The 19,260-nt window shown below is 56.4% G+C and carries 16 protein-coding genes; 7 read left to right on the forward strand and 9 right to left on the reverse strand.

What is annotated here, in order from left to right:
* Positions 1-50: 50 nt before the first annotated feature.
* The 5 genes from ACUZ79_RS12815 to ACUZ79_RS12835 form a co-directional block, all read right to left on the reverse strand.
* Positions 51-917, reverse strand: a complete 867-nt coding sequence (locus tag ACUZ79_RS12815; RefSeq protein ID WP_449251822.1) for a glycine betaine ABC transporter substrate-binding protein — start codon at positions 915-917, stop codon at positions 51-53.
* Positions 918-930: 13 nt separating this feature from the next.
* The gene (locus ACUZ79_RS12820) at positions 931-1,770 is read right to left on the reverse strand and encodes an ABC transporter permease (RefSeq protein ID WP_240825179.1); all 840 of its coding nucleotides are present in this window, start codon (positions 1,768-1,770) and stop codon (positions 931-933) included.
* Complete coding sequence (locus tag ACUZ79_RS12825; protein ID WP_449251823.1) at positions 1,760-2,968, reverse strand: quaternary amine ABC transporter ATP-binding protein; 1,209 nt, start codon at positions 2,966-2,968, stop codon at positions 1,760-1,762. The genes ACUZ79_RS12820 and ACUZ79_RS12825 overlap by 11 nt, the downstream gene beginning before the upstream one ends.
* Positions 2,969-3,417: 449 nt before the next feature.
* Complete coding sequence (locus ACUZ79_RS12830) at positions 3,418-4,746, reverse strand: Y-family DNA polymerase (RefSeq protein WP_240825181.1); 1,329 nt, start codon at positions 4,744-4,746, stop codon at positions 3,418-3,420.
* Positions 4,727-5,173, reverse strand: coding sequence for a LexA family protein (locus ACUZ79_RS12835; protein WP_449251824.1), 447 nt, complete (start codon positions 5,171-5,173; stop codon positions 4,727-4,729). Before ACUZ79_RS12835 ends, ACUZ79_RS12830 begins: the two co-directional genes overlap by 20 nt.
* Positions 5,174-5,382: 209 nt before the next feature.
* On the opposite strand from ACUZ79_RS12835, the gene ACUZ79_RS12840 reads away from it, so the two are divergent.
* From ACUZ79_RS12840 to ACUZ79_RS12850, 3 genes are all read left to right on the forward strand, one after another.
* Entirely contained in the window at positions 5,383-6,072 is a 690-nt protein-coding gene (locus tag ACUZ79_RS12840; RefSeq protein WP_240825184.1) for a LexA family transcriptional regulator, read from the forward strand.
* 71 nt (positions 6,073-6,143) lie between these two features.
* A complete protein-coding gene (locus tag ACUZ79_RS12845) occupies positions 6,144-6,677 on the forward strand; it encodes a lysozyme inhibitor LprI family protein (RefSeq protein WP_449251825.1) in 534 nt (177 codons plus the stop codon).
* A 312-nt stretch (positions 6,678-6,989) separates the two neighbouring features.
* Positions 6,990-7,268, forward strand: coding sequence for a hypothetical protein (locus ACUZ79_RS12850; protein WP_449251826.1), 279 nt, complete (start codon positions 6,990-6,992; stop codon positions 7,266-7,268).
* Positions 7,269-7,276: 8 nt separating this feature from the next.
* Here the strand turns inward: ACUZ79_RS12850 and ACUZ79_RS12855 are convergent, their stop codons facing one another.
* A complete protein-coding gene (locus ACUZ79_RS12855; protein WP_449251827.1) occupies positions 7,277-7,957 on the reverse strand; it encodes an IS1595 family transposase in 681 nt (226 codons plus the stop codon).
* Between the two features lie 331 nt (positions 7,958-8,288).
* On the opposite strand from ACUZ79_RS12855, the gene ACUZ79_RS12860 reads away from it, so the two are divergent.
* Positions 8,289-8,930 (forward strand): LysE family translocator, encoded by a 642-nt coding sequence (locus tag ACUZ79_RS12860; RefSeq protein WP_449251828.1) that lies wholly within the window; start codon positions 8,289-8,291, stop codon positions 8,928-8,930.
* Between the two features lie 165 nt (positions 8,931-9,095).
* Here ACUZ79_RS12860 and ACUZ79_RS12865 read toward each other — a convergent pair whose 3' ends face one another.
* Positions 9,096-13,013: an MFS transporter gene (locus ACUZ79_RS12865; protein ID WP_449251829.1), complete on the reverse strand. Its 3,918-nt coding sequence runs from the start codon at positions 13,011-13,013 to the stop codon at positions 9,096-9,098.
* A complete protein-coding gene (locus tag ACUZ79_RS12870) occupies positions 13,010-13,369 on the reverse strand; it encodes an ArsR/SmtB family transcription factor (protein WP_276612909.1) in 360 nt (119 codons plus the stop codon). The genes ACUZ79_RS12865 and ACUZ79_RS12870 overlap by 4 nt, the downstream gene beginning before the upstream one ends.
* Before the next feature lie 271 nt (positions 13,370-13,640).
* On the opposite strand from ACUZ79_RS12870, the gene ACUZ79_RS12875 reads away from it, so the two are divergent.
* Positions 13,641-15,359: a hypothetical protein gene (locus ACUZ79_RS12875; protein ID WP_449251830.1), complete on the forward strand. Its 1,719-nt coding sequence runs from the start codon at positions 13,641-13,643 to the stop codon at positions 15,357-15,359.
* Positions 15,360-15,425: 66 nt separating this feature from the next.
* On the opposite strand, the gene ACUZ79_RS12880 is transcribed toward ACUZ79_RS12875, so the two are convergent.
* A complete protein-coding gene (locus ACUZ79_RS12880; protein ID WP_449251831.1) occupies positions 15,426-16,523 on the reverse strand; it encodes a LacI family DNA-binding transcriptional regulator in 1,098 nt (365 codons plus the stop codon).
* 309 nt (positions 16,524-16,832) lie between these two features.
* Between ACUZ79_RS12880 and ACUZ79_RS12885 the strand changes: the two genes are divergently transcribed.
* Both ACUZ79_RS12885 and ACUZ79_RS12890 read left to right on the forward strand, forming a co-directional pair.
* Positions 16,833-18,176: an MFS transporter gene (locus ACUZ79_RS12885; RefSeq protein ID WP_449251832.1), complete on the forward strand. Its 1,344-nt coding sequence runs from the start codon at positions 16,833-16,835 to the stop codon at positions 18,174-18,176.
* A gap of 4 nt (positions 18,177-18,180) precedes the next feature.
* A complete protein-coding gene (locus ACUZ79_RS12890; protein ID WP_449251833.1) occupies positions 18,181-19,002 on the forward strand; it encodes a phosphodiesterase in 822 nt (273 codons plus the stop codon).
* Positions 19,003-19,260 lie beyond the last annotated feature (258 nt).

Below are 19,260 nucleotides of genomic sequence, written 5' to 3' on the forward strand. Positions count from 1 at the left end.
GGCAACCGGGGTGCATCAGAAGAAACAATAACGCCTCTTGCAGGTCTTACCTATTTTTTAAGCCAGGCTTCTACCATCTGGGGATTTTCCTTCATGAAGCGGCGGGCGTTTTCCAGAGGATCTGCGCCCTTTTCCTGATTCCAGTTCATGAGCCTCTGGAGCTGGCTTGGATCTTCGTACCGGAAGTTGGTCAAAAAGGCCCAGGCATCAGGATGATCCTTTTTCAGCCCTTTGCGGCCAACCTTGAAAATGCCTTCTTCCTTGCCCAGGCTGCCCAGCGGATCATCCAGATAATGCATCTGCCAGCGGCCAAACATCCAGTGGGGCGACCATGCCGTCACCACAATCCACTCCTGCTTGCGGATGGCCTCGGACAGACTGGAGGTCATGATGGTTCCACTGCCCTCCACAAGCTGCAACTGCTTTATATCATAATCTTTCAGAGCTTTTTCCGTAAGCTGCATCAGACCAGAACCCGGATCAATGCCCACAATGCGACCCTTGAACTTGTCCGCATTGGCATCCAGTTCATCAATGGACTTGAGCGGCACATAGTCCGGCACGGCCAACCCCAGACGCGCGCCGCCCGCAAGCTTGCCCAGCATTTCCACCTGATTTTTCACCTTGCCGTACATGGCGGCGTGGGTATCGGGCAGCCATGCCGTCACCATGGCGTCGGCATCGCCGGTAGCAATACTCGTCCATAATATTGGCTGTGTAACGGGCAGCAATTCCACCTTGTAACCGAGCTTGTCTTCCAGCACGGCCTTGGCAAGATTGCTGGAGGCAGTGGCGCAATCCCACTCGACATAGACAATTTTAAGGGTTTTGTTCTGCTTGCTGCCAGCAGCGGCCTGAGCAGGCCACGCCCACAAAACCATGATGGCAAGCACCATTATAAAAAGTCTGCGTGTCATTGCGTCCTCCCGTCTAGTTTTGTCCGGCGCATTTTTGCGCCAACGCACGAAAGAGGCGATCAAGTGTGATTGCCACGATAACAATTCCAAGCCCGGCTTCAAAGCCATTTCCTATCTGCAATCTCTGAATTGCTTTCCAGACTTCGCCGCCAAGGCCCCGCGCGCCAATCATGGCGGCAATGACCGCCATGGAAAGTGCCAGCATGATCGTTTGGTTTACGCCTGCCACAATGGTGGGCATGGCGAGGGGAAGTTCAAGCTTGCGCAAACGCTGCACACGCGTGAGACCAAAGGCTTCGGCGCATTCCACAAGGTCTGCGGGAATCTGCCTGATGCCCAGGCAGGTAAGGCGAATGGCTGGCGGCACGGAAAAGACCACTGTTGCCACCACTGCGCTTACCTTGCCGATGCCGAAAAAGGGAATGGCGGGAATAAGATACACAAATGCGGGCATGGTCTGCATAACATCCAGCACGGGCATGATGATCTGCCTCCCCCAGCCCGACACTGCCGCCAGGATGCCGCAGGGAACCCCCAGCAACACGGAAAGCAAGGTTGCGGAAAGCACCAGGGCCAGCGTGCTCATGGTCGGTTCCCACAAGCCAAGATTCCACAGCAGGGCAAAGCCCAGCATGGAAAAGGCGGGCAGTTTCAGACTGCGCGTGGCCCACCAGCACACAAGACCCAGCAGGATGATGAACAGCCAGGGCTGAGGCAGCATGAGCAGGTTTTCAAACCCGTCCAGCAGCTTACCCATTACAGCAGAACCGGCGCGAGTAAAATCCGAACAGGTTTCCACCAGAAAGTCTACGGAGGCGTCAATGCTCTCGGCCAGGGGGATTCTAGGCAGCATTTTGACCTCCTGCTTCCATGCCCTCCACCATTGCCGCCAGCAGCAGGCCGCGTACGATGACGCCCTGAAGCTTCTGCCGATCATCAACAACTGCCAGCGGATAAGGAAGCTCAGCCATGATGGGCATCACTTCTGCAATGGGGGTCGAGGGCGCGACGGTTGTTATGTCGCGCTGGGTGATGGCGGCAATATCCGCCTTGCCTTCGGCCACCATGCGCTCGGCATCGGCGGCATACAGAATGCCCGCAAAACGCCGCTGCGCATCAAGAACAAACAGGGAGCTTATGGAATGCGCGGCCATCTTGCGCAAAACGGAATGCGGCCCGTCATGGCCCAGCACGGCCCAGTCTTCCGACCTTTTCATGATGCCGCCCGCCGTGAGCACATGGGTGACGTCGGCGGAGGCCACAAAGCGGGCCACGTGATTGTTGACGGGCGATTGCAGTATCTGCTCCGGCGTGCCGGTCTGCACCACCGCGCCGTCCTGCAGCAGCACAATGCGGTCGCCAAGTCGGAAGGCCTCGTTCAGATCATGGGTGATAAAGATGATGGTTTTGTGGATATCCTGCTGGAGCGTCAGGAGTTCCTCCTGCATTTCCTGCCGGATAAGCGGATCAAGCGCGCTGAAGGCTTCGTCCATGAGCAGCACTTCCGGCTCCATTGCCAGAGCGCGGGCAAGGCCCACCCGCTGCTTCATGCCACCGGAAAGCTGCCGGGGATAGGCATTGGCCCATTGAGAAAGGCCCACGCGCTCAAGCATCTCGCCGCTTTTTTTCAGGCGCAGGGGCTCGCCCACCCCCATGGCCTCAAGGCCAAAGGCCGCATTTTGCAGCACAGTGCGGTGTGGGAAAAGGGCAAAATTCTGAAAAACCATCCCAAAGCAGCGCTGCCGCACACGACGCAGCTCGCGCGGCTTCATCCGCATGATGTCCTGATCATCCACCAGCACGGAACCAGCCGTGGGCATGACGAGCCCGTTGAGGCAGCGCAGCAGTGTGGACTTGCCGCTGCCGGAAAGCCCCATGACCACGAGCAGCTCACGCTCCGCTATATCGAGGGAAACATCACGCAGCGCCACGGTGGAGCGTGTCTGCCGCAAAATATCTTCGCGGGAACGCCCCTTGGATGCCAGCTGAAGGGCATGCTCCGGGTTTGGCCCAAAGACCTTGAACAGATTCTTGACGGAAATCTTCGCCATATACTCTCCTTCTGCCGCAGCAGAAAATCGCTGCGGGTGTAGCCCCTGGGGAGGGACGAGTATATGGAAGCACGGCCCCAATATGGCCGTCAAAACGAACGGGCTGGAGTCATCAGCGCAGACAGCACCAGCTCTTGAACGCCTCCTCGGTTATTACCGAACTTCCATAATGTTAAGACAAAATCGTTAAACAACCACAACAGTAAAAATCACAACTCTACACAGAGCATGACATGCCATATACCAATAATATATGTAATTTTTGTACCAGTAGCGACACCTTACTATAAACTAAAATTTTGTGCAAATCTCGAAATTCGCTACGATGCAACACACCATAAACAATGTATTGCATCATAAATTTATGCAAGCATGCAAATGGCAAAATGGCACTTTCACCATGACGAGCAGATGTACTCAAGGGCAGAAAATGAAGAAAGGGGAGAGCTTCAGCAGCGGGCAAGCGGGAGTTCATCCCAGCAGGTTGTGAGGCGGGGGGAGCGGTGTTCCTGCCGCATATGCCAGGGGGCCTCGCCCATGCCCTGCGCGCCAAAGATAACCGTATCGCGGCCAAAACGGTTATTGATATTGTCCAACGAGCGCATGAGGCTCTGCCGCCGTCCATCACCGCCGGATTCAAGCCCGGCCGCAAGGGCCAACAAACTGCCCTGCACCGCATCGGCCCGTTCAAGGCCGTAGAGCATCACTCCGGCCTTCGCATAGGCAAAACCGGGTAAAAATATGCGCTCCAGCCCTTCCAGCGCCGTGCGGATGAACATCTGGCTGTCAGCCGTAGGAATAGGCAGGGGGCACTGGGCTGACTGGTCGTAAAGCCGCTCCCCCACTGCCGCCTGACCGGGGCGCGCCGTGCGGATGTGAACGCCAAGCCCGCTGGCCACAAGACCCTCGCGCCGCAGCCGCGTGGCCGCGCGCACGGCAAAGGTGGAAAGCGCCTGCGCCAGCATGGCCTTGTCGTGGATGCGCTGTGCAAAAGAACGCGTGGACATGAGCGTTTTGCGCGCCACAGGAGCTGTATCGTTGCCGAGGCAGGGAACGCCGCGCAATTCCAGAGCCGTGCGCCAGCCCGTCACGGTGAGCAGACGGCGCAGCATGATATCGTCAGCGTTTTTCAGATGCAGGGCCGTGCAGATGCCCTCGGCCCACAAGCGCCGCGCCTGCCGCCGCCCCACGCCCCAAACATCCTCAACGGGCGTACCCGCAAGCACTCGGTCGATATCACGCTCTTGCCGTGCCAGGGAAAACACCCCCCCGTAGGACGGATGCTTTTTGGCCACATGTGTGGCAATCTTGGCAAGGGTGCGCGTTGCTCCAACCCCGACGGAAACTGTGATCCCCGTCCAGCGCTGGATGCGTTGCCGCACATCGCGGCAGAATTCGGGCAGGTTGGCCCGATGGGGGGCCTCAAGGCGCAAAAAGGATTCATCAATGGAGTACGGCTCCACCTGAGCGCAGCATTGCTCCAGAATATCGACTACCCGCGCGGAAATATCGCCGTACAGCGCGTAATTGGAGGAAAATACCGCCACGTTCAGCGCGCGCAACTGGGAACGCAGCTTGAATTCCGGCGCGCCCATAGGAATGCCCAGAGCCTTGGCCTCAGCCGAGCGCGACACAATGCAGCCATCGTTGTTGGAAAGCACCACCACAGGGCGGTCGGCAAGATCGGGCCGGAACAGTTTTTCGCACGAGGCGTAAAAATTGTTGCAGTCCACCAGCGCCCACAGGGACGCAGGTGAATCAGAGCTTGTGAACGACATAGGTGACAACGCCCCATATATGCACGAATTCGCTTTCTGTGATATCGATGGGGTCAAACCGGGGGTTCTCGGGGGCAAGCAAGACGCGCCCTTCGCGGCGCAGCAGACGCTTGACGGTCAGCTCCCCTTCCAGCGCGGCGATAACCACCTTGCGGTGCCCGGCATCGACCGAGCGGTCAACCACCAGCAGATCGCCGTCATGGATACCCGCCCCCAGCATGGATTCCCCATGCGCGCGCAAAAAGAAGGTGGCAGCCTCATTGCGCACCATGTACCTGTGCAGATCCAGCTTGCAGTCGAGGTAATCCTCCGCCGGAGAAGGAAAACCCGCCTCCACGGGCGCAAGATACAGGGGCAGCCCCGCCCTGTGGTCAGAAATGACCGCTGCCGGAGCCAGCAGTTCCAGCGAAGACGAAATGAAAGCCATACCGCCTCCTGTGGATCGGTTCACCGCAGCCCGACGGGTGCGGATGGCAAAATCTGCAAATATGCGGACAAAACCGCGCGACCATCAGCTTTTAGCTTATTTTATCCTTGCAAGCAACGCCTGAGATTGATACCCTGAATGAAAAGTTGAAACAACCCCGCCGAAAGCGTGTGCGGCAATCACCCATTCGCGCGGAAGCGAGGAACGCCATGCCTGAAAAATCAGACTTCAAAGAAACATTGCAAAGGCTTATGCAAGCCCTCAGCGTGGTGAGCGATGCGGAACTGGCAAGGTCGCTGGGCATCACCCCGCAATCAGTGAGCGGAGCGCGCAAACGCGGCGAAGTGCCGCCTGCGTGGATTCAGACCTGCGCCGCCCAGACAGGCGTAAACGCCCACTGGCTTTTTTTTGGCAGCGGCCCCATGCGGCTGCCGGAAGCGGCAGATGGCGAACTGCCCAGCATTCAGGCGGATTGCGAGACGGATCTCATCAGTGTGCCGCTGGCGGAAGCGCGGCTCTCTGCCGGAACGGGCAGTCTTGAGGTCAACAGTCACAGCCAAGGCAGCTATGCCTTCAGAGGCGATTTTTTACGCCGCAAGGGCAACCCCCGGCGTATGGTGCTCATGCGTGTTTCTGGCGACAGCATGGTGCCGGAAATTTTTGACAACGATCTGGTGCTGCTGGATCGGGGCCAGACGGAAATCAGCCCTGGGCGGCTTTATGCCGTTGGCTTTGAAGACGCCATCTATATAAAACGCATTGATAAACTTCCCGGCAAGATTGTTCTGAACAGCGTCAACCCGGCCTATCCGCCTGTGAGCCTTGACCTGCGCGGCGACTGCGCCGACCAGTTCAGGGTTATTGGCCGCGTGCTGTGGTCTGGAAGGGAATACAGGTAAGAATGCTTGCGCACGGCACCCGGCGCGCGTACACTTTCAACATATAAGGTTTTTTCGCCAAGGAGTCTGGGATGTCGTCTGCTCGTCGATCCTTTGCAACGTTCTTTGCCAATCTTGCCGCATTCAGTGCGCTCTGTGCCGTGCTGCTTGTTGCCCACCCCGCCCTTGCCGCAGAGGCCGCGCCGCAAGCGGCGCCCCCGGTGCAGCAGGACGCCAGCGCCGCCACTGCCGCCGACAGCCCTGACCAGCAGGATTCCGCCCTCCCGGCAGAGAATCTGTTCAGTCAGACCTATCAGGCCTGCATGGACGAAGCTGCTGGGGTGACAACCGGCATGCAGGACTGCATGAGTGCGGAACAGGAACGCCTTGAAACCCGCCTGAACGCGCAACGCGCGCGCGTTGCCGCCACCCTGAACCCGGAACGCGCCAAGGCTTTTAATGACGCCCTGAGCGCGTGGGATGCCCTGCGCAAGAGCGGCTCCCTTGCCATGTTTGACCCCAACGGCGGCACCCTTTCGCCGCTTATGGCTTCGCTCTGGTATCTGGAACAAACTGCCCGCATGGCGCGCTGGGTTGACGTCTTGCAGGAAAGCGCCGAGCAGTAGCGGCACGGAATCCAGCATCACGGCTGGTGCAGATCAATGACAGGCAAAAGCGCATCCTTGGTGGTGCGCTTTTTTGTACCCGGCCTCTCGCGCGACAGGCAAACCAAGGGCGCTCCATACGCAAACAACAACTTGCCACACGTATATACATAAATAATTCAATAATTTCAAATTATTATCTTAGAAAGTTAGCACTTTTCACCTTTCACAGGCTACGCAAAACAGACCAATAATCTAGCAATTACATATCGTTGCGCCTATTATCAGTTACCAGTATACTCCCGCGATGCAAAATATGGGGGGGAGTCTAACATGCTGCGCAACATGCTAATGCTTGCCTCCATTATAGGCATTCTTTCCGGGTGCCTTCCAGATTTGGCTGCTATTTCGACTGACCCACCTCCCAGCAAGCCTGTCATAGATGTCAATACCGGGAAAGTCCTCAATATGTGGATTCCAAAAGAAATGCGCCGGGTTGAAACGTGGAAATATATCGCCAGAGCCGAGGAGCGAATGTGTTCAGATGGTGACTATCTGGGCAAGCACATTGATGAGTTATCTTCATTCCAAAGATCAATATATAAAAAATAGGGTCATGCCTAGCAGAGAGGTGCTTCCCGGAGCATTTTGAGGACAAGTTTGTAAATGTCCTCGTTTCTGTGGTTAAACCGGAATTCGCATTCTTTCAAATGGAAGTAGAAAGTGTGTTTTGCCAACCCTCTAAAGCGCACAAGGCGCGTCTTGGCGAAGGCCCAGAAGCTTTCAATGCCATTAATATGTGAGTGTTTATTGGCAAATTCATTGTTGCCATGCTGCACTCTGAAGTGCTTCTGATACCCCAAGTCGACCAGGCCATCATAGCCACGCCAGCCGTCAGAGTGGATAATACTTTCGAGTTCTACCCGACCGCGAATAATGCCTTGGAGCGTGGCCTTTGAGCAGTCGGGGACAACCTCTGTGTAGACTCGGCCATTTCGCTTGAACAGGCCAAAAACAATAGTTTTCCCTCTGGCTCCACGGCCTCGAAGGCCCCTAACTCGGCGAGCGCCGAAGTAGCTTTCATCAACCTCAACTTCTCCCTTTACAGGAGATTCTGCCTCGCAGAAATGGGCAATGCGTTCGCGAAATGCAGCCAAATACCTGTTTACGGTATTTCGGTTAACACCTGCGATTTGCGCAATCTGCAAGGCATCCAAGTCAACGGCAAACAGTCTCACGATTTGCCGGATTTTGGCCTCAGAAATTTTTGAACGAATTGCATACTTGTTTTTCATTGGCATACCTAGCTTTGAAGCCAATCATGAATGGCTCAGCTAGGCAAGACCCAAAAAATATAATGATGATGGGGACAAAATCTGGGCATATTACTATTACTACGATTCCCCTGCTGCACCAAGCAGAATGGACTCTGTTACAGTCAAACGCATGACTGTTTTCAATCTGTACCCGGACAGAAACGGTAAAATTTATGGCTGCACGTGGGCCAGATATTCCGGCGGCTACCACAGGGACCATGGCACGGGCGATTGGCTAACCCCGTAGATCAAGACTCAGCAATCAAGACGCCCGATCATCAATAATATACTGTCAACGCAGCAAAAAGACCAACTGATGGAACTCCTGTTATTCTGTAAAAGCATGCTTCTTGGCCTGGCCGTGGCAGCTCCCCTTGGCCCCATCGGCGTATTGTGCATAAACCGCGCGCTTGAGCGGGGCTTTTGGGCTGGAGTAGCCGGAGGGCTGGGAACGGCCCTGGCCGATGCAATCTACGCGAGCCTTGCGGCGATCGGCTTTTCAACCTTAACGGCAACACTGGCAACGCTTGCCCCGTGGCTCAAGCTTGCAGGCGGTCTGTTCATGCTGTGGCTTGGCTGGAAAAGCCTGCGGTCAAATCTCCGGCGGGCGGCAGCGCCTGCCCGCACCAGTGAATTCAGGGGACTCTCCGGCACTATCGCCGCAACATTCCTTCTTACGCTCACCAACCCCGTGACCATCTTCTCCTTTGCGGCACTGTTCGCTGGCCTCGGCTTGACCGACACGCCGGGAGCAACCAATGCTCTTGCCGTTGTTGCTGGAGTATTTCTGGGGTCTTTGTTGTGGTGGTTCTTGTTGAGCGGTGGGGTTGCGCTGGCTCAGCGCCGCTTGCCCGAAGGATTTTCCCTTTGCGTATCACGAATGTCCGGGGTGGTCCTCATGGGTTTCGGTTTTTATGCGCTCGGCTCTCTGCTTTACACGATAATTCTGCAACCTTGAGATGCAACCGCTCTCGGAACGTTCCTCGCCATAGCGGGGCAAGGTGCAAACGTAAGCACGGCTCCCCCACCACTGCCAGTGCCTATTGAAAAGACCACAGAAAGGGCCGCAGGAACATGTATCAGTCCTGCGACCCTTTGCTTAGCAGCATGGCAAGTTTCCAAACTAAACCGCGTCAACACTCCCTTTCAACGTCCTGTAGTCCGTTTTTCCGCTGCCCAGCAAGGGGATCTCCTCCACCTTCACAATGCGCTTTATGGCATACAAGGATGAAAGCCCCGCCCCACGCAGGGCGGCATTCACATCCGGCAAGGAGAGTGCCATCGGGGTGAAGAGCATAATTGCCGAGCCGCTTTCTTCCGCTGTGGCTTCAACAGCCAGCGCTGGGCCTTGCTCCGGCGCGTCGCCCCGCTTGCCGAATATTTCGAGCAGTACGGATTCGATCTGCGGCAGAGAAATCATTTCTCCGCCAATCTTCACAAAGCGCTTGAGCCGCCCCTGAAAGGTCAGGCGGCCAGTTTCATCCATGCGCACAAGGTCGCCTGTGCGGTACCATGTTTGACCTTCAAACTCCACAAAGGGCGAGGGCGCATCACTCAGATAACCGCCGAAGATGCTGGGGCCGCGCACCAGAAGCATGCCGGTCTGCCCCGCCTCCACACGCCCGCAGATATTGCCGTCTTCTTCGCGCACCAGGGCCAGTGTTACCGACGGCATTGCGTGACCTATGGTTCCGCACACAATGTCGCCCGGCCTGTTGACGGAAACCACCGGGGAGCATTCCGTAACGCCATAGCCCTCACAAAGCGCGGCGTGCGGACATTGCGCGGCAAAAGCGCGGTAGACGTGGTCCTGGCATTTCTCCGCCCCCACAAAGGCGCAGCGCAGGCTTGCCAGATTTTCTGTCCCTGCTGCCCGGTCAAGCACTGCCCCAAGAAAGGTTGGCGGCGCGGCCATGAGCGAGAGTCTGTAATCGCGCACCAAAGCCGTCAGCGGGCCAGGCTCTGTGGGGTTGGGGTGGAAGGCCGCCCGGATGCCCAGCGACAGGGGCAATACAATATTCACCATAAGGCCGAAGGAATGGAATGGCGGCAGCATGGCAAGCACGCTGTCGTCCGGCTCAAGGTGCAGCACCTCCACAATGTCGCGGGCATTGGCGAGAAGATTGGCGTGGCTCAGGGGCACGGCCTTGGGCAGAGATTCCGAGCCGGATGTAAAGAGCACCGCCGCTGTTTCCGGCACCGCGTATTTTTCCAGATTGCGCAGCAGGCGGGCTTTGAACGCGCCGCAGAGTTTTTCCCAGATGGTCAGCGATGCCGCCAGCTTGTCCAGCAGCACCCACTGCACAGGCAGGGATGCAAGGCCCAGCCCCTGACGTTCCAGCCGTTCCTGCAAGGCCGTCGCGCTGAGAATATGGCTGACCCCGGTTATAGTAATGCAGTGACGGAGGTTGGCTTGCCCCACCGTCCAGTTGAACAGCACAGGCGTCTTGCCTGCCAGCAGTGCGGCAAGCCACACCGTAACCACCGCTGGCGCGGCGGGCAGCATGATACCCAGGCGCTCGCCGGGCAGCGTCCGTAAACGGCGAGCCAGAATCAGTGCGCCCATGAGGATGTCCCTCCGGCTGCGCAGGCTTGCGCGGTCAGCCAGCAATGGCTGGGCAGGGGCGGAACGCATCTGGGTCAGAAAGGCATCGGCAATGGTTGCGGCGTGTTCGGGTATGGCGAACTTCTGACCGACGGCAGGCGCAAACCAGCCTGCGGGCGCGGGGGCGTCTGCATTGATCTCGCCGAGCTGACCGCTCGCCGCCAGCAGGCAATCGCGCACAGTAACCAGAAATTCCAGATTTGCGATGGTTGCGCCCTGCGCGCCTTCAAGGCTGAGGGCAAGATCCATGAGGGCCAGGCTGTCCAACCCCAGATCGCCGCCAAGGGTCATGTCGTCCGAGAGCGGCTGATTTTCCGGCAGGCCCGCCGCCTCACGCAGGGCCGCATACACAGCGGCGCGCACTTCCGCAGGAATATCCGCCTCCTCTGCCGTTCGGTTTTGCGGCACGGCATCCAGAATCCGGGCCTCGCTTCCCTGCCAGAAAAAACGGGGAAATTCCTGCGCCGGGCGCTCCGCCTGATTATAAAACTGCTCCAGCCAGGGGTTGAGCACACGTTTTTCGCCCGTGCGGGGCAGATCATCAGACTCCACAAACTCCACAGTCACGGGGCGACGCGGGGTGAAGAACAGCAGATTGGCAACTACCGCCAGTGCGCCACGCAGCAGCACCTTGCCAAAATGCGGGGCTTTCCCTGTGGCTCCGTAGCCAAAAGTACTGCCCCACAATCCGGTTGTGCGCACCAGCACCACACGCAGGCCGGGCATTTTTTGCAGAATAAGCGCTGCCCCGGAATTGCCGCCAAGGCTTTCCCTTGCTGAGCGATAAATCCTCCCTGCGGGGTACAGCAATACGTTGTCCCCGGCCTGCAAGGCATCCAGCACGGCCTGCATACCAGCCTCAACGCCCTGTCGCGCCTTGGCTCCATCCTTCATGGCGTCGGGAATAAGCACTGCACGCAGGGCCTTTGCCGCCAGCCGTCCAAGCGGGCCTTCCATCTGGCGCTCGTCTGCAAGGGGGCGCGGCGCATGATTCGCCAGCAACGAATATACAATGATAGGGTCCATCAGCGCGGGGTGATTTGGCATAAACAGGATTGGGCCGGGGCCGGATATGGCTTCAAGCCCGGTCGCGGTCACGCGGTAGCGCAGGCCCAGCAGCAGGCGCAAACACAGCCCCGCAAGGCTGAAACGCTTGCCGCAAGAAAACATGCGGCTAATTCGCACTGCGGCCCAGCTGATGAAAACCAGCGCCGCAAGACCGCTGCCAGCCAAAAGCCATGCTGGCGGCACCTTGCCCAGCCATGCGAAAATCAAACCAGAAAGAAGGATGCCGCTGAAGCACGAAAAGTTGGAAATCCCCAGAGTTTTTCCTTTTTCCGTGGCGGCTGGCCTTACCTGAATAAAGCTCACAAGCGGTATGAGGTACAGGCCGCCGCAAACGCCGGAAAACGTCAGCAGCAGAAAAAGCCAGGGAAATTGCAGCGCCTCCGGCAGCAGTGGGGCAAGGCCGGAAAGCATAAGGCCAAGGCCAAGCCCTGCGCCAGCCGGAACCATAATGCGCCGCCAGCTTGTGGCTTCGTACCGCCCGGCCAGAACGGAACCCACGCATATGCCAATCATCATCGCCACGGAAAGCAGGCTCGTAACGGTAAGCGAAAAGCCCAGCTGGATGATGCCGAGATTATTGATGCACAACAGGGCAAAGGATGACAGGCAGTAGAAAAAGGCCTCCCCTGCCAGCGTGAGAAATAGATGCGGGTCACGCCTGCGGCACTCCAGCGCATGGAGCACGGAATGCACCGGGCCCAGCAGGGGAAAGGGAGCATTTGCCCCGACAGAAACAACGCTTTTGCCAATACCAAAGGCAGAGGCCAGCCCGATAACAGCTATAAATACAGCCACAGCCCCCACTGCCAGTCGGCCAAAACCATGCTCCCCCTGCGGGATGAATGCGGCAACTGCAGAAAATTCGGGCAGATCCAGCACAACGCCGCCAGCGGCAATACCCAGCAGAATGGTTGCAGTGGTTGCCAGCTTGAGCAGTGCATTGACCCGTGGCACTTCCTGCGGAGGAAAGTTTTCCGGAATGGCTCCGTTAAGGGCGGGGCTGAATATTGTGGATTGCAGGCCCATCAAAAAAACCACGACCACCATGCCGGCCCAGTTCATATCCACGAGCGCCCACACGCCATAGAGCATGGCCGCAAGTTCCATAAATTTGGACCAGATGACCATCTTATTCTTGGGCATGCGATCTGCCAGCCACCCTGCCCAGGCAGAACAGGCCACAAACGGCAGGGCGAACATGGCGGAGGCAATGCCCTGAATGGATTCAAGCCCCGCGCTGGCGGCAAGCAACAATGCGGCTTGTTTGAAAAAATTATCGTTAAATGTGCCCATAGCATAGGTGGTGCCCATGCTCAGCAGTATTTTTTTTCCACTGGCTGCCGGGAGTGATTCGGGCGACTGGTTCATGCGTTTGTTCCCTTCTCAGCTTGGGGCTGCGCAGCAGCCCCTTCTTGCAGGTCTTCTTCAATAAAGAGACGGAGTTTTTCCAGAGAATCCAGCACAACATTGTGACATACAGAATACAGGGCCTGCCTGCCCTCACGCCGCACGGCGAGGATTCCGGCTTTTTCCAGCACTGCCAGATGGTGCACAATGGTGGAACGTCCAAAATCAAATTCTGCGGCAATATCCTTGATGGAAAGTTCCTCGCCAGGCTCAAACAAAAGCAGGATGCGCTGACGGGTGGTATCCCCCATGGCTGCGAATACTGCGGCCACGGGCTGCCAATGTTCAGGAAGGGTATTCAGGTACGTCGTTCTCATAACCACATAACTAGTTTTTTAGTTATAACATGTCAAAGGAAATTTTTACCCAGCTCCGGCACCCCAGTAGGTGAGGTGCAAAAAACTGCCAGGTTCTTCTCAATGCCTGCTGCTGGCAGAACAACTGACACCTGCAAGCGAGCACCTTCAATAATTACCCTATTTTATCTGTATTATCAGCCCATTGTAACTGCGCAACATATACCACAGATCAGCATAAAGCCCCGCCACACCGATATGAAAAAGCTGTTACTCTACATTACTGCCCGAAATGGCATCAAATTTGCTATATTTTATACAAGGAAAATTATTCCACAAGCGCAAATCATCCAGTAAAACTGATTTTTTTACTACATATCAGTACACGGGAGCGATCATGCAAATAGACCTTCGACAATATGAATTTGTGATACCGAACAGCCTTGGCTGGTCATATGACAGCACTTCGACGCAGGCGGCATCTAGCGCTGCCGCAACCTCATCAGGCGATTCTGTTTCTCTTGGGCAATCCTCCCGCCAAAAAATGGAAGAGGAACAAACCAGTCTTGAGCAGATTCTCAAAGCCAAGGGCTGCAGCCTGCAGGATGCGCTCAAGGATATTCTGATAAGCGGGAAGTACCTGCAGGAATATCTCGACACGGGCATCGTCCCCTCTGCCTGCCCCGGCTATCAAAAAGGCAACATAACGCAAACGCAAGACTCGCTGACATCCCCCCAGGGCATGCGCGTAGACGTATCCGCCAGCTATCAGAACGCTGTGGTTACAGGGTCTTCCGTTTCTGTAACCCGTGCCAATGGCCAACAAGTCACATTTGATGCAGCCTGCAATGTGCGTCTGAACGAACGGGAAGACGGCTCCCTTGCAGTGACCTTTGCGGACACAGGCGAAACGCGCATCTTTGCGCAGGACGGTTCTGTTACCAGCGAACAGGGAACCGCAGGTGCACTCTCAGGAACAGATGGCGATGATGTATTTTTGCAGCTTACGGCAGCCAGCTCCATTGACGCTGGCAACGGCAACGACTCCATCCTTGTACTGGCAAGCGGCGGAACAACCAGCGCTGGGGCAGGCAACGACACCATCGTTGTTGGCAAAACCGTGGGGGGAACAACATCAATCGATGCCGGAAGCGGCAATGACACGCTGCGCGGTAACGAACTCAGACGGAGCCTTTCCATTGAAATGGGTGATGGAGACGACACGGTTGATGTGCAGTCGTATGCAGGCAATATGAACCTTGGCCAGGGCAATAATGCCCTGACTGCCCACTACGCGGCAGGACGCCTGAGCGCAGGAGACGGCAGCAATACCGTAACAGCAACTAACATCCTAGGGGCAATGATTTTTGGCGATGGAGCCAACCAGGTTACGACAAGTACCGGTAGCGGCAATGTGACATTGGGCAAAGGAAACAATACCATTACTGGTGACTCATGGCTTGGGGGGAGCATTACTGCGGGCGAAGGAGACAATCATATCCGTATTCGTTCTCTTGATGGAAATATTATCGCAGGCAACGGCAACAATACCATCAACGTAGACTCCATGGCATCATCCAACTCTTCCGCCATGGTACTGGGGCATGGCGACAATACGGTCACGATGCGCTCCACGAGCGGAAATATTCAGATAGGTGACGGCAACAATACCCTTCGATGGGATTCAGCCATGGATGCGTCCATCAAGATAGGCAATGGCAACAATACGGTTATTGGCAGATCCCAAAGCCCCTTTGATAACCTTGTGCTGGGGGACGGCAACAACACACTGGAACTTTCTTCTAACAACGCGGGATATACCCACATCGCCAGCAACGTTTTGGGGAATGGTCAGAACACTATCTTTTTAGGGGGATACGGCGAGCAAGTGAAGCACGGCTCAGGCAACAACACCTACCTCAACTGGACAATGACGCAAAACGAAATACAGGCACGCAACGATGCAAATCAGACCTTTATGGACAACTGGCGCAAGAGTAATTTTGGCTAGACAGCTCACAGCCCGCACGGGATACGCAGCCTGGCATGACGCATTTTCAGACTCTTGCACGTGCCCCTAGCCGCCAGCGCGCGGCGCAGCAGTAGAGGTGCGCGTAATGAGCTTATGGCTGTATTCCACGCGGGTGATATTTCGGTCAGAGGCCGCACCGCTGATTTTATTGTGCAAAATTTCCAGCGCGTTGCGGCCTTTGTCGCGCATATAATGCTCTACCGTGGTCAGTGCCACGCCCGCAAATCCTGATGGAAAGATATTGTCAAAGCCGCAAACGCTGTAGTCGCCGGGAATGGTAAAGCCTGCTCCGCGCACGGCGTCTATCACGCCGTAGGCCACCATGTCGTTCACCGCCACAAAGGCGGTGATTTTTTTGTCATCAAGGCATTTGCGCGTCAGTTCAAGCCCCACAATATGTTCGATCTGCAAATTCTCAAGCTCTGTCTCGGGGGTGATATCCCGGCTTTTTACCAGCACCGTGCCTTGCGGGCACAGTTGGGCAAAGGTATCGCGCAGGCCCTGCAATCGCTGCATGCGGATGGGGTTGGCTTGATCCAGCGTTGTGGAAATGTAGGCCAGATGCTGATGCCCCAGATTGTGCATATGCCGGGCAATGAGGCTGCCTGCATCGTAATTGTTCAATTCCACCGTATCCACGTTAAGATCCTGCCGCCTGTCGCCAATAACAACCATGGGCAACTTGCGGTCAGCCTTTTCAAGCACTTCTTCGGGATGGGCCAGCATGGCAAAAATAATGCCCGCCATGCCCATATTGCGCGCAAGGCGCAGGGCCGCCAGCTCGCTCTCAAGGCTGCGGTAGGTGGTATAGATGCTGGTGGCATAGCCCTTGAGCGCGGCGGCCTGCTGCATGGCCTGAATAACGGTGGAATAATATGGATTGGTGACATTGGGGGCCACCACAAGCACTGAGGGAACGTTTGCACACCCAACGGCTCTCCTTGCATTCCGATAGCCAAGACTCTCCGCCGCCGCAAAAACTGCGGCAATGGTTTCGTCTGCAAACGAAACACCTTCTCGCCCGTTGAGCACCATCGAAACCGTAGCCTGAGAAACTCCGGCTGCCTTTGCCACATGGGCAAGCGTAACTTTTTTTGCGGCGGTATGCCTGCTGCGGCTCTTGCTGCTTGTTTCTGCCGTCATGGCAGCCTCCTGTTCAGTCGTGGGCGATTCCACGCGGCAGACGCATGGCAACCAGGCCTAAGGCTTTATTCAGATTTTTATGCATCAAAAGAATTATTTTTTATTTAATAAATATTCAATTGACACAATTTTTTTCAGCGTGATATCAAACCCTAAATTTAGCCATATTCAACATTATTTTTGAAGTGGAGGCAATTAAAAAATTTTATATTAAAATTTTATTTCACCGCATGATTAAAATTCAATTAAAATTTTAATTGCACCCGCAAAAAAGTTGCGGTGCTGACAGCCCACACGGAGGGTGTCTGTATGGACGACAGCTCACAGCAAAAATACGTTCCTTCCAAAAAGGAAATGCGCAAGGTCGTAATTGCCAGCCTGCTTGGCGCCACCATTGAATGGTACGACTTTTTCCTCTACGGCGTTGTGGCGGGCATTGTGTTCAACAAGCTCTACTTTCCCACCGCCGACCCCTTCATCGGCACCATCATGGCCTACAGCACCTTTGCCATCGGCTATCTGGCACGCCCCCTTGGCGGCTTTATCTTCGGCCATTACGGCGACAAGCTGGGCCGTAAGCGCATGCTCATTCTCACCATGCTCATCATGGGTATTGCCACAATGGGTATTGGCCTTGTGCCCACCTATGCCTCCATTGGCATTGCCGCGCCCATCATCCTGCAAACGCTGCGCTTGTGTCAGGGCCTTGGCCTTGGCGGCGAATGGGGCGGCGCGGTGCTCATGACCTATGAATATGCCAGTGATCGCCAAAAAGCCTTTTACGCCAGCATTCCCCAGATGGGCCTTGCCACTGGTCTGTGCCTTTCTTCCGGCATGGTCGCCCTGCTCTCCTGGCTGCTGGACAACGAGCAGTTTCTGGAGTGGGGCTGGCGCTTTGCCTTCCTTGTGAGCGTGGTACTCATCGCCATTGCCCTCTATGTGCGCACGCATATTCTGGAAACCCCCGAATTCCGCAAGGCCGAAGCCAAGGGCGATACCAGCAAAAAGGCCCTGCCCATCGTGACAGTATGCAAAAACTACCCTGGCAACATTGCCCTGGGCGTTGGCGCACGGTGGATTGACGGCGTGTTCTTCAACGTGCTGGCCGTGTTTTCCATCACCTACCTCGTGCAGCAGATCCACACCACGCGCACCGAAGCACTTACGGCGGTTATGTTTGCGGCCCTGCTCATGTGCCCCTTTATTCTGATCGCTGGCCGCCTGGCAGACCGCTTTGGCCGGGGCCGCATTTACGGCCTTGCCAGCCTTGCCTGCGGCATTTCCATTTTCCCCTCGTTCTGGCTTATGCAGAGCAGCGGCGGCAACATGTTTCTGGTTGGCCTTGCCATCGCCATCCCGCTGAGCATTTTTTACGCTGGTGTTTTTGGGCCAGAGGCCGCGCTGTTCTCTGACCTCTTCCCTGCTGAAGTGCGTTACACGGGTATTTCCATCGTGTACCAGTTCCCGGGCTTTCTGGTTGCGGGCATAGTGCCCGGCGTGTGCACCGCCCTGATCCAGTGGAACGACGGCGATCCCTTCTACATCTGCATCTTCGTACTCGTAGCCGCAGCAACCAGCGCGTTCTCGGCCTTTACCATCCAGGCGCGGCACAACAGATTGGCTGCGCAGGCTGCGGGAACCGCACAGGTTTAGCATCATGCGTATATTGCAACTTTCAGACACGCACCTGCGGGGCGACCACAGCCTGTCTTTCAGGGTGGTAGATACCCGGCGTTGCCTGGACGAAGCCGTGGCTCACGTAAAAAGCCTGACGCAACAGCCGGATATTATTGTCATCACAGGCGATCTTGCCGACAGCGGAGACCTTAACGCATATCACATCCTGCACGACGAACTCTCGCCCCTTGGGGTGCCCGTGTACGCCGTGCCCGGCAACCACGACAGGCGCGACCGCCTGCGCGAGGTAATGCCCCACTGGTGCCCGGCCAAGGAAGATATTGCGCCCTACCTCTGCTATACGGTGGAAGAAGAAAACCTGCGGCTGATCATGATGGACAGCATGAGCCCCGGCTCCCATTCCGGCCACTTCCCCGCCGAAACCGGCGACTGGCTGGAGCGTGAACTGTCAAAGCGCCCGGATACGCCAACCATGTTCTTCATGCACCACCCCCCGTTTGTTACGGGCATGGGCGCCATGGACGAACCTTTTGAAAACGTGGAGCGCTTTGCAGCAATTGTAGAGCGCAACCCGCAGATGCGGCTGAGTTTCGGCCACATGCACCGCCCCATCGTCACCGAGTGGCATGGGCGGATAGCCATGACGGCACCTGCGGTTTCCATGCAGATAGACCTTGATCTCTCCCCCGAGGGCGGCGACAACTTCCGCATGGAAACGCCGGGCTATCTCCTCCACCACTTTGACAAGGGCGTGTGGAATTCCCACATCTGCCAGATTGCAGTGCAGGCTACGTTTGCCGGGCCGTATCCCTTTGCTGGCTCGGTGAATCCTACCCAATAGTGTTTCCCGACATGAAACACCCGCGCAAGCGGGCCGGGGCTGCCGACATCGGGTCGGCAAGCCCCGGCACCCTCCCAAAATCACGCCGCCATATCTGCCTTCTCCTCTTTTTTTCTGCCCCTTTTCTGCCAAATCGCTTATTTTGAGCCAGCGTTAGCAAGTTCAGATAAATTTCTCTGCCCAAGTCTCCATGCACAGAACAAGTGCTGAATCTTGGTCACGTTGCCCGCTGAAAGTTGCTACAAGACTGAGCGCAGC

The organism is Desulfovibrio faecalis (assembly GCF_053570625.1).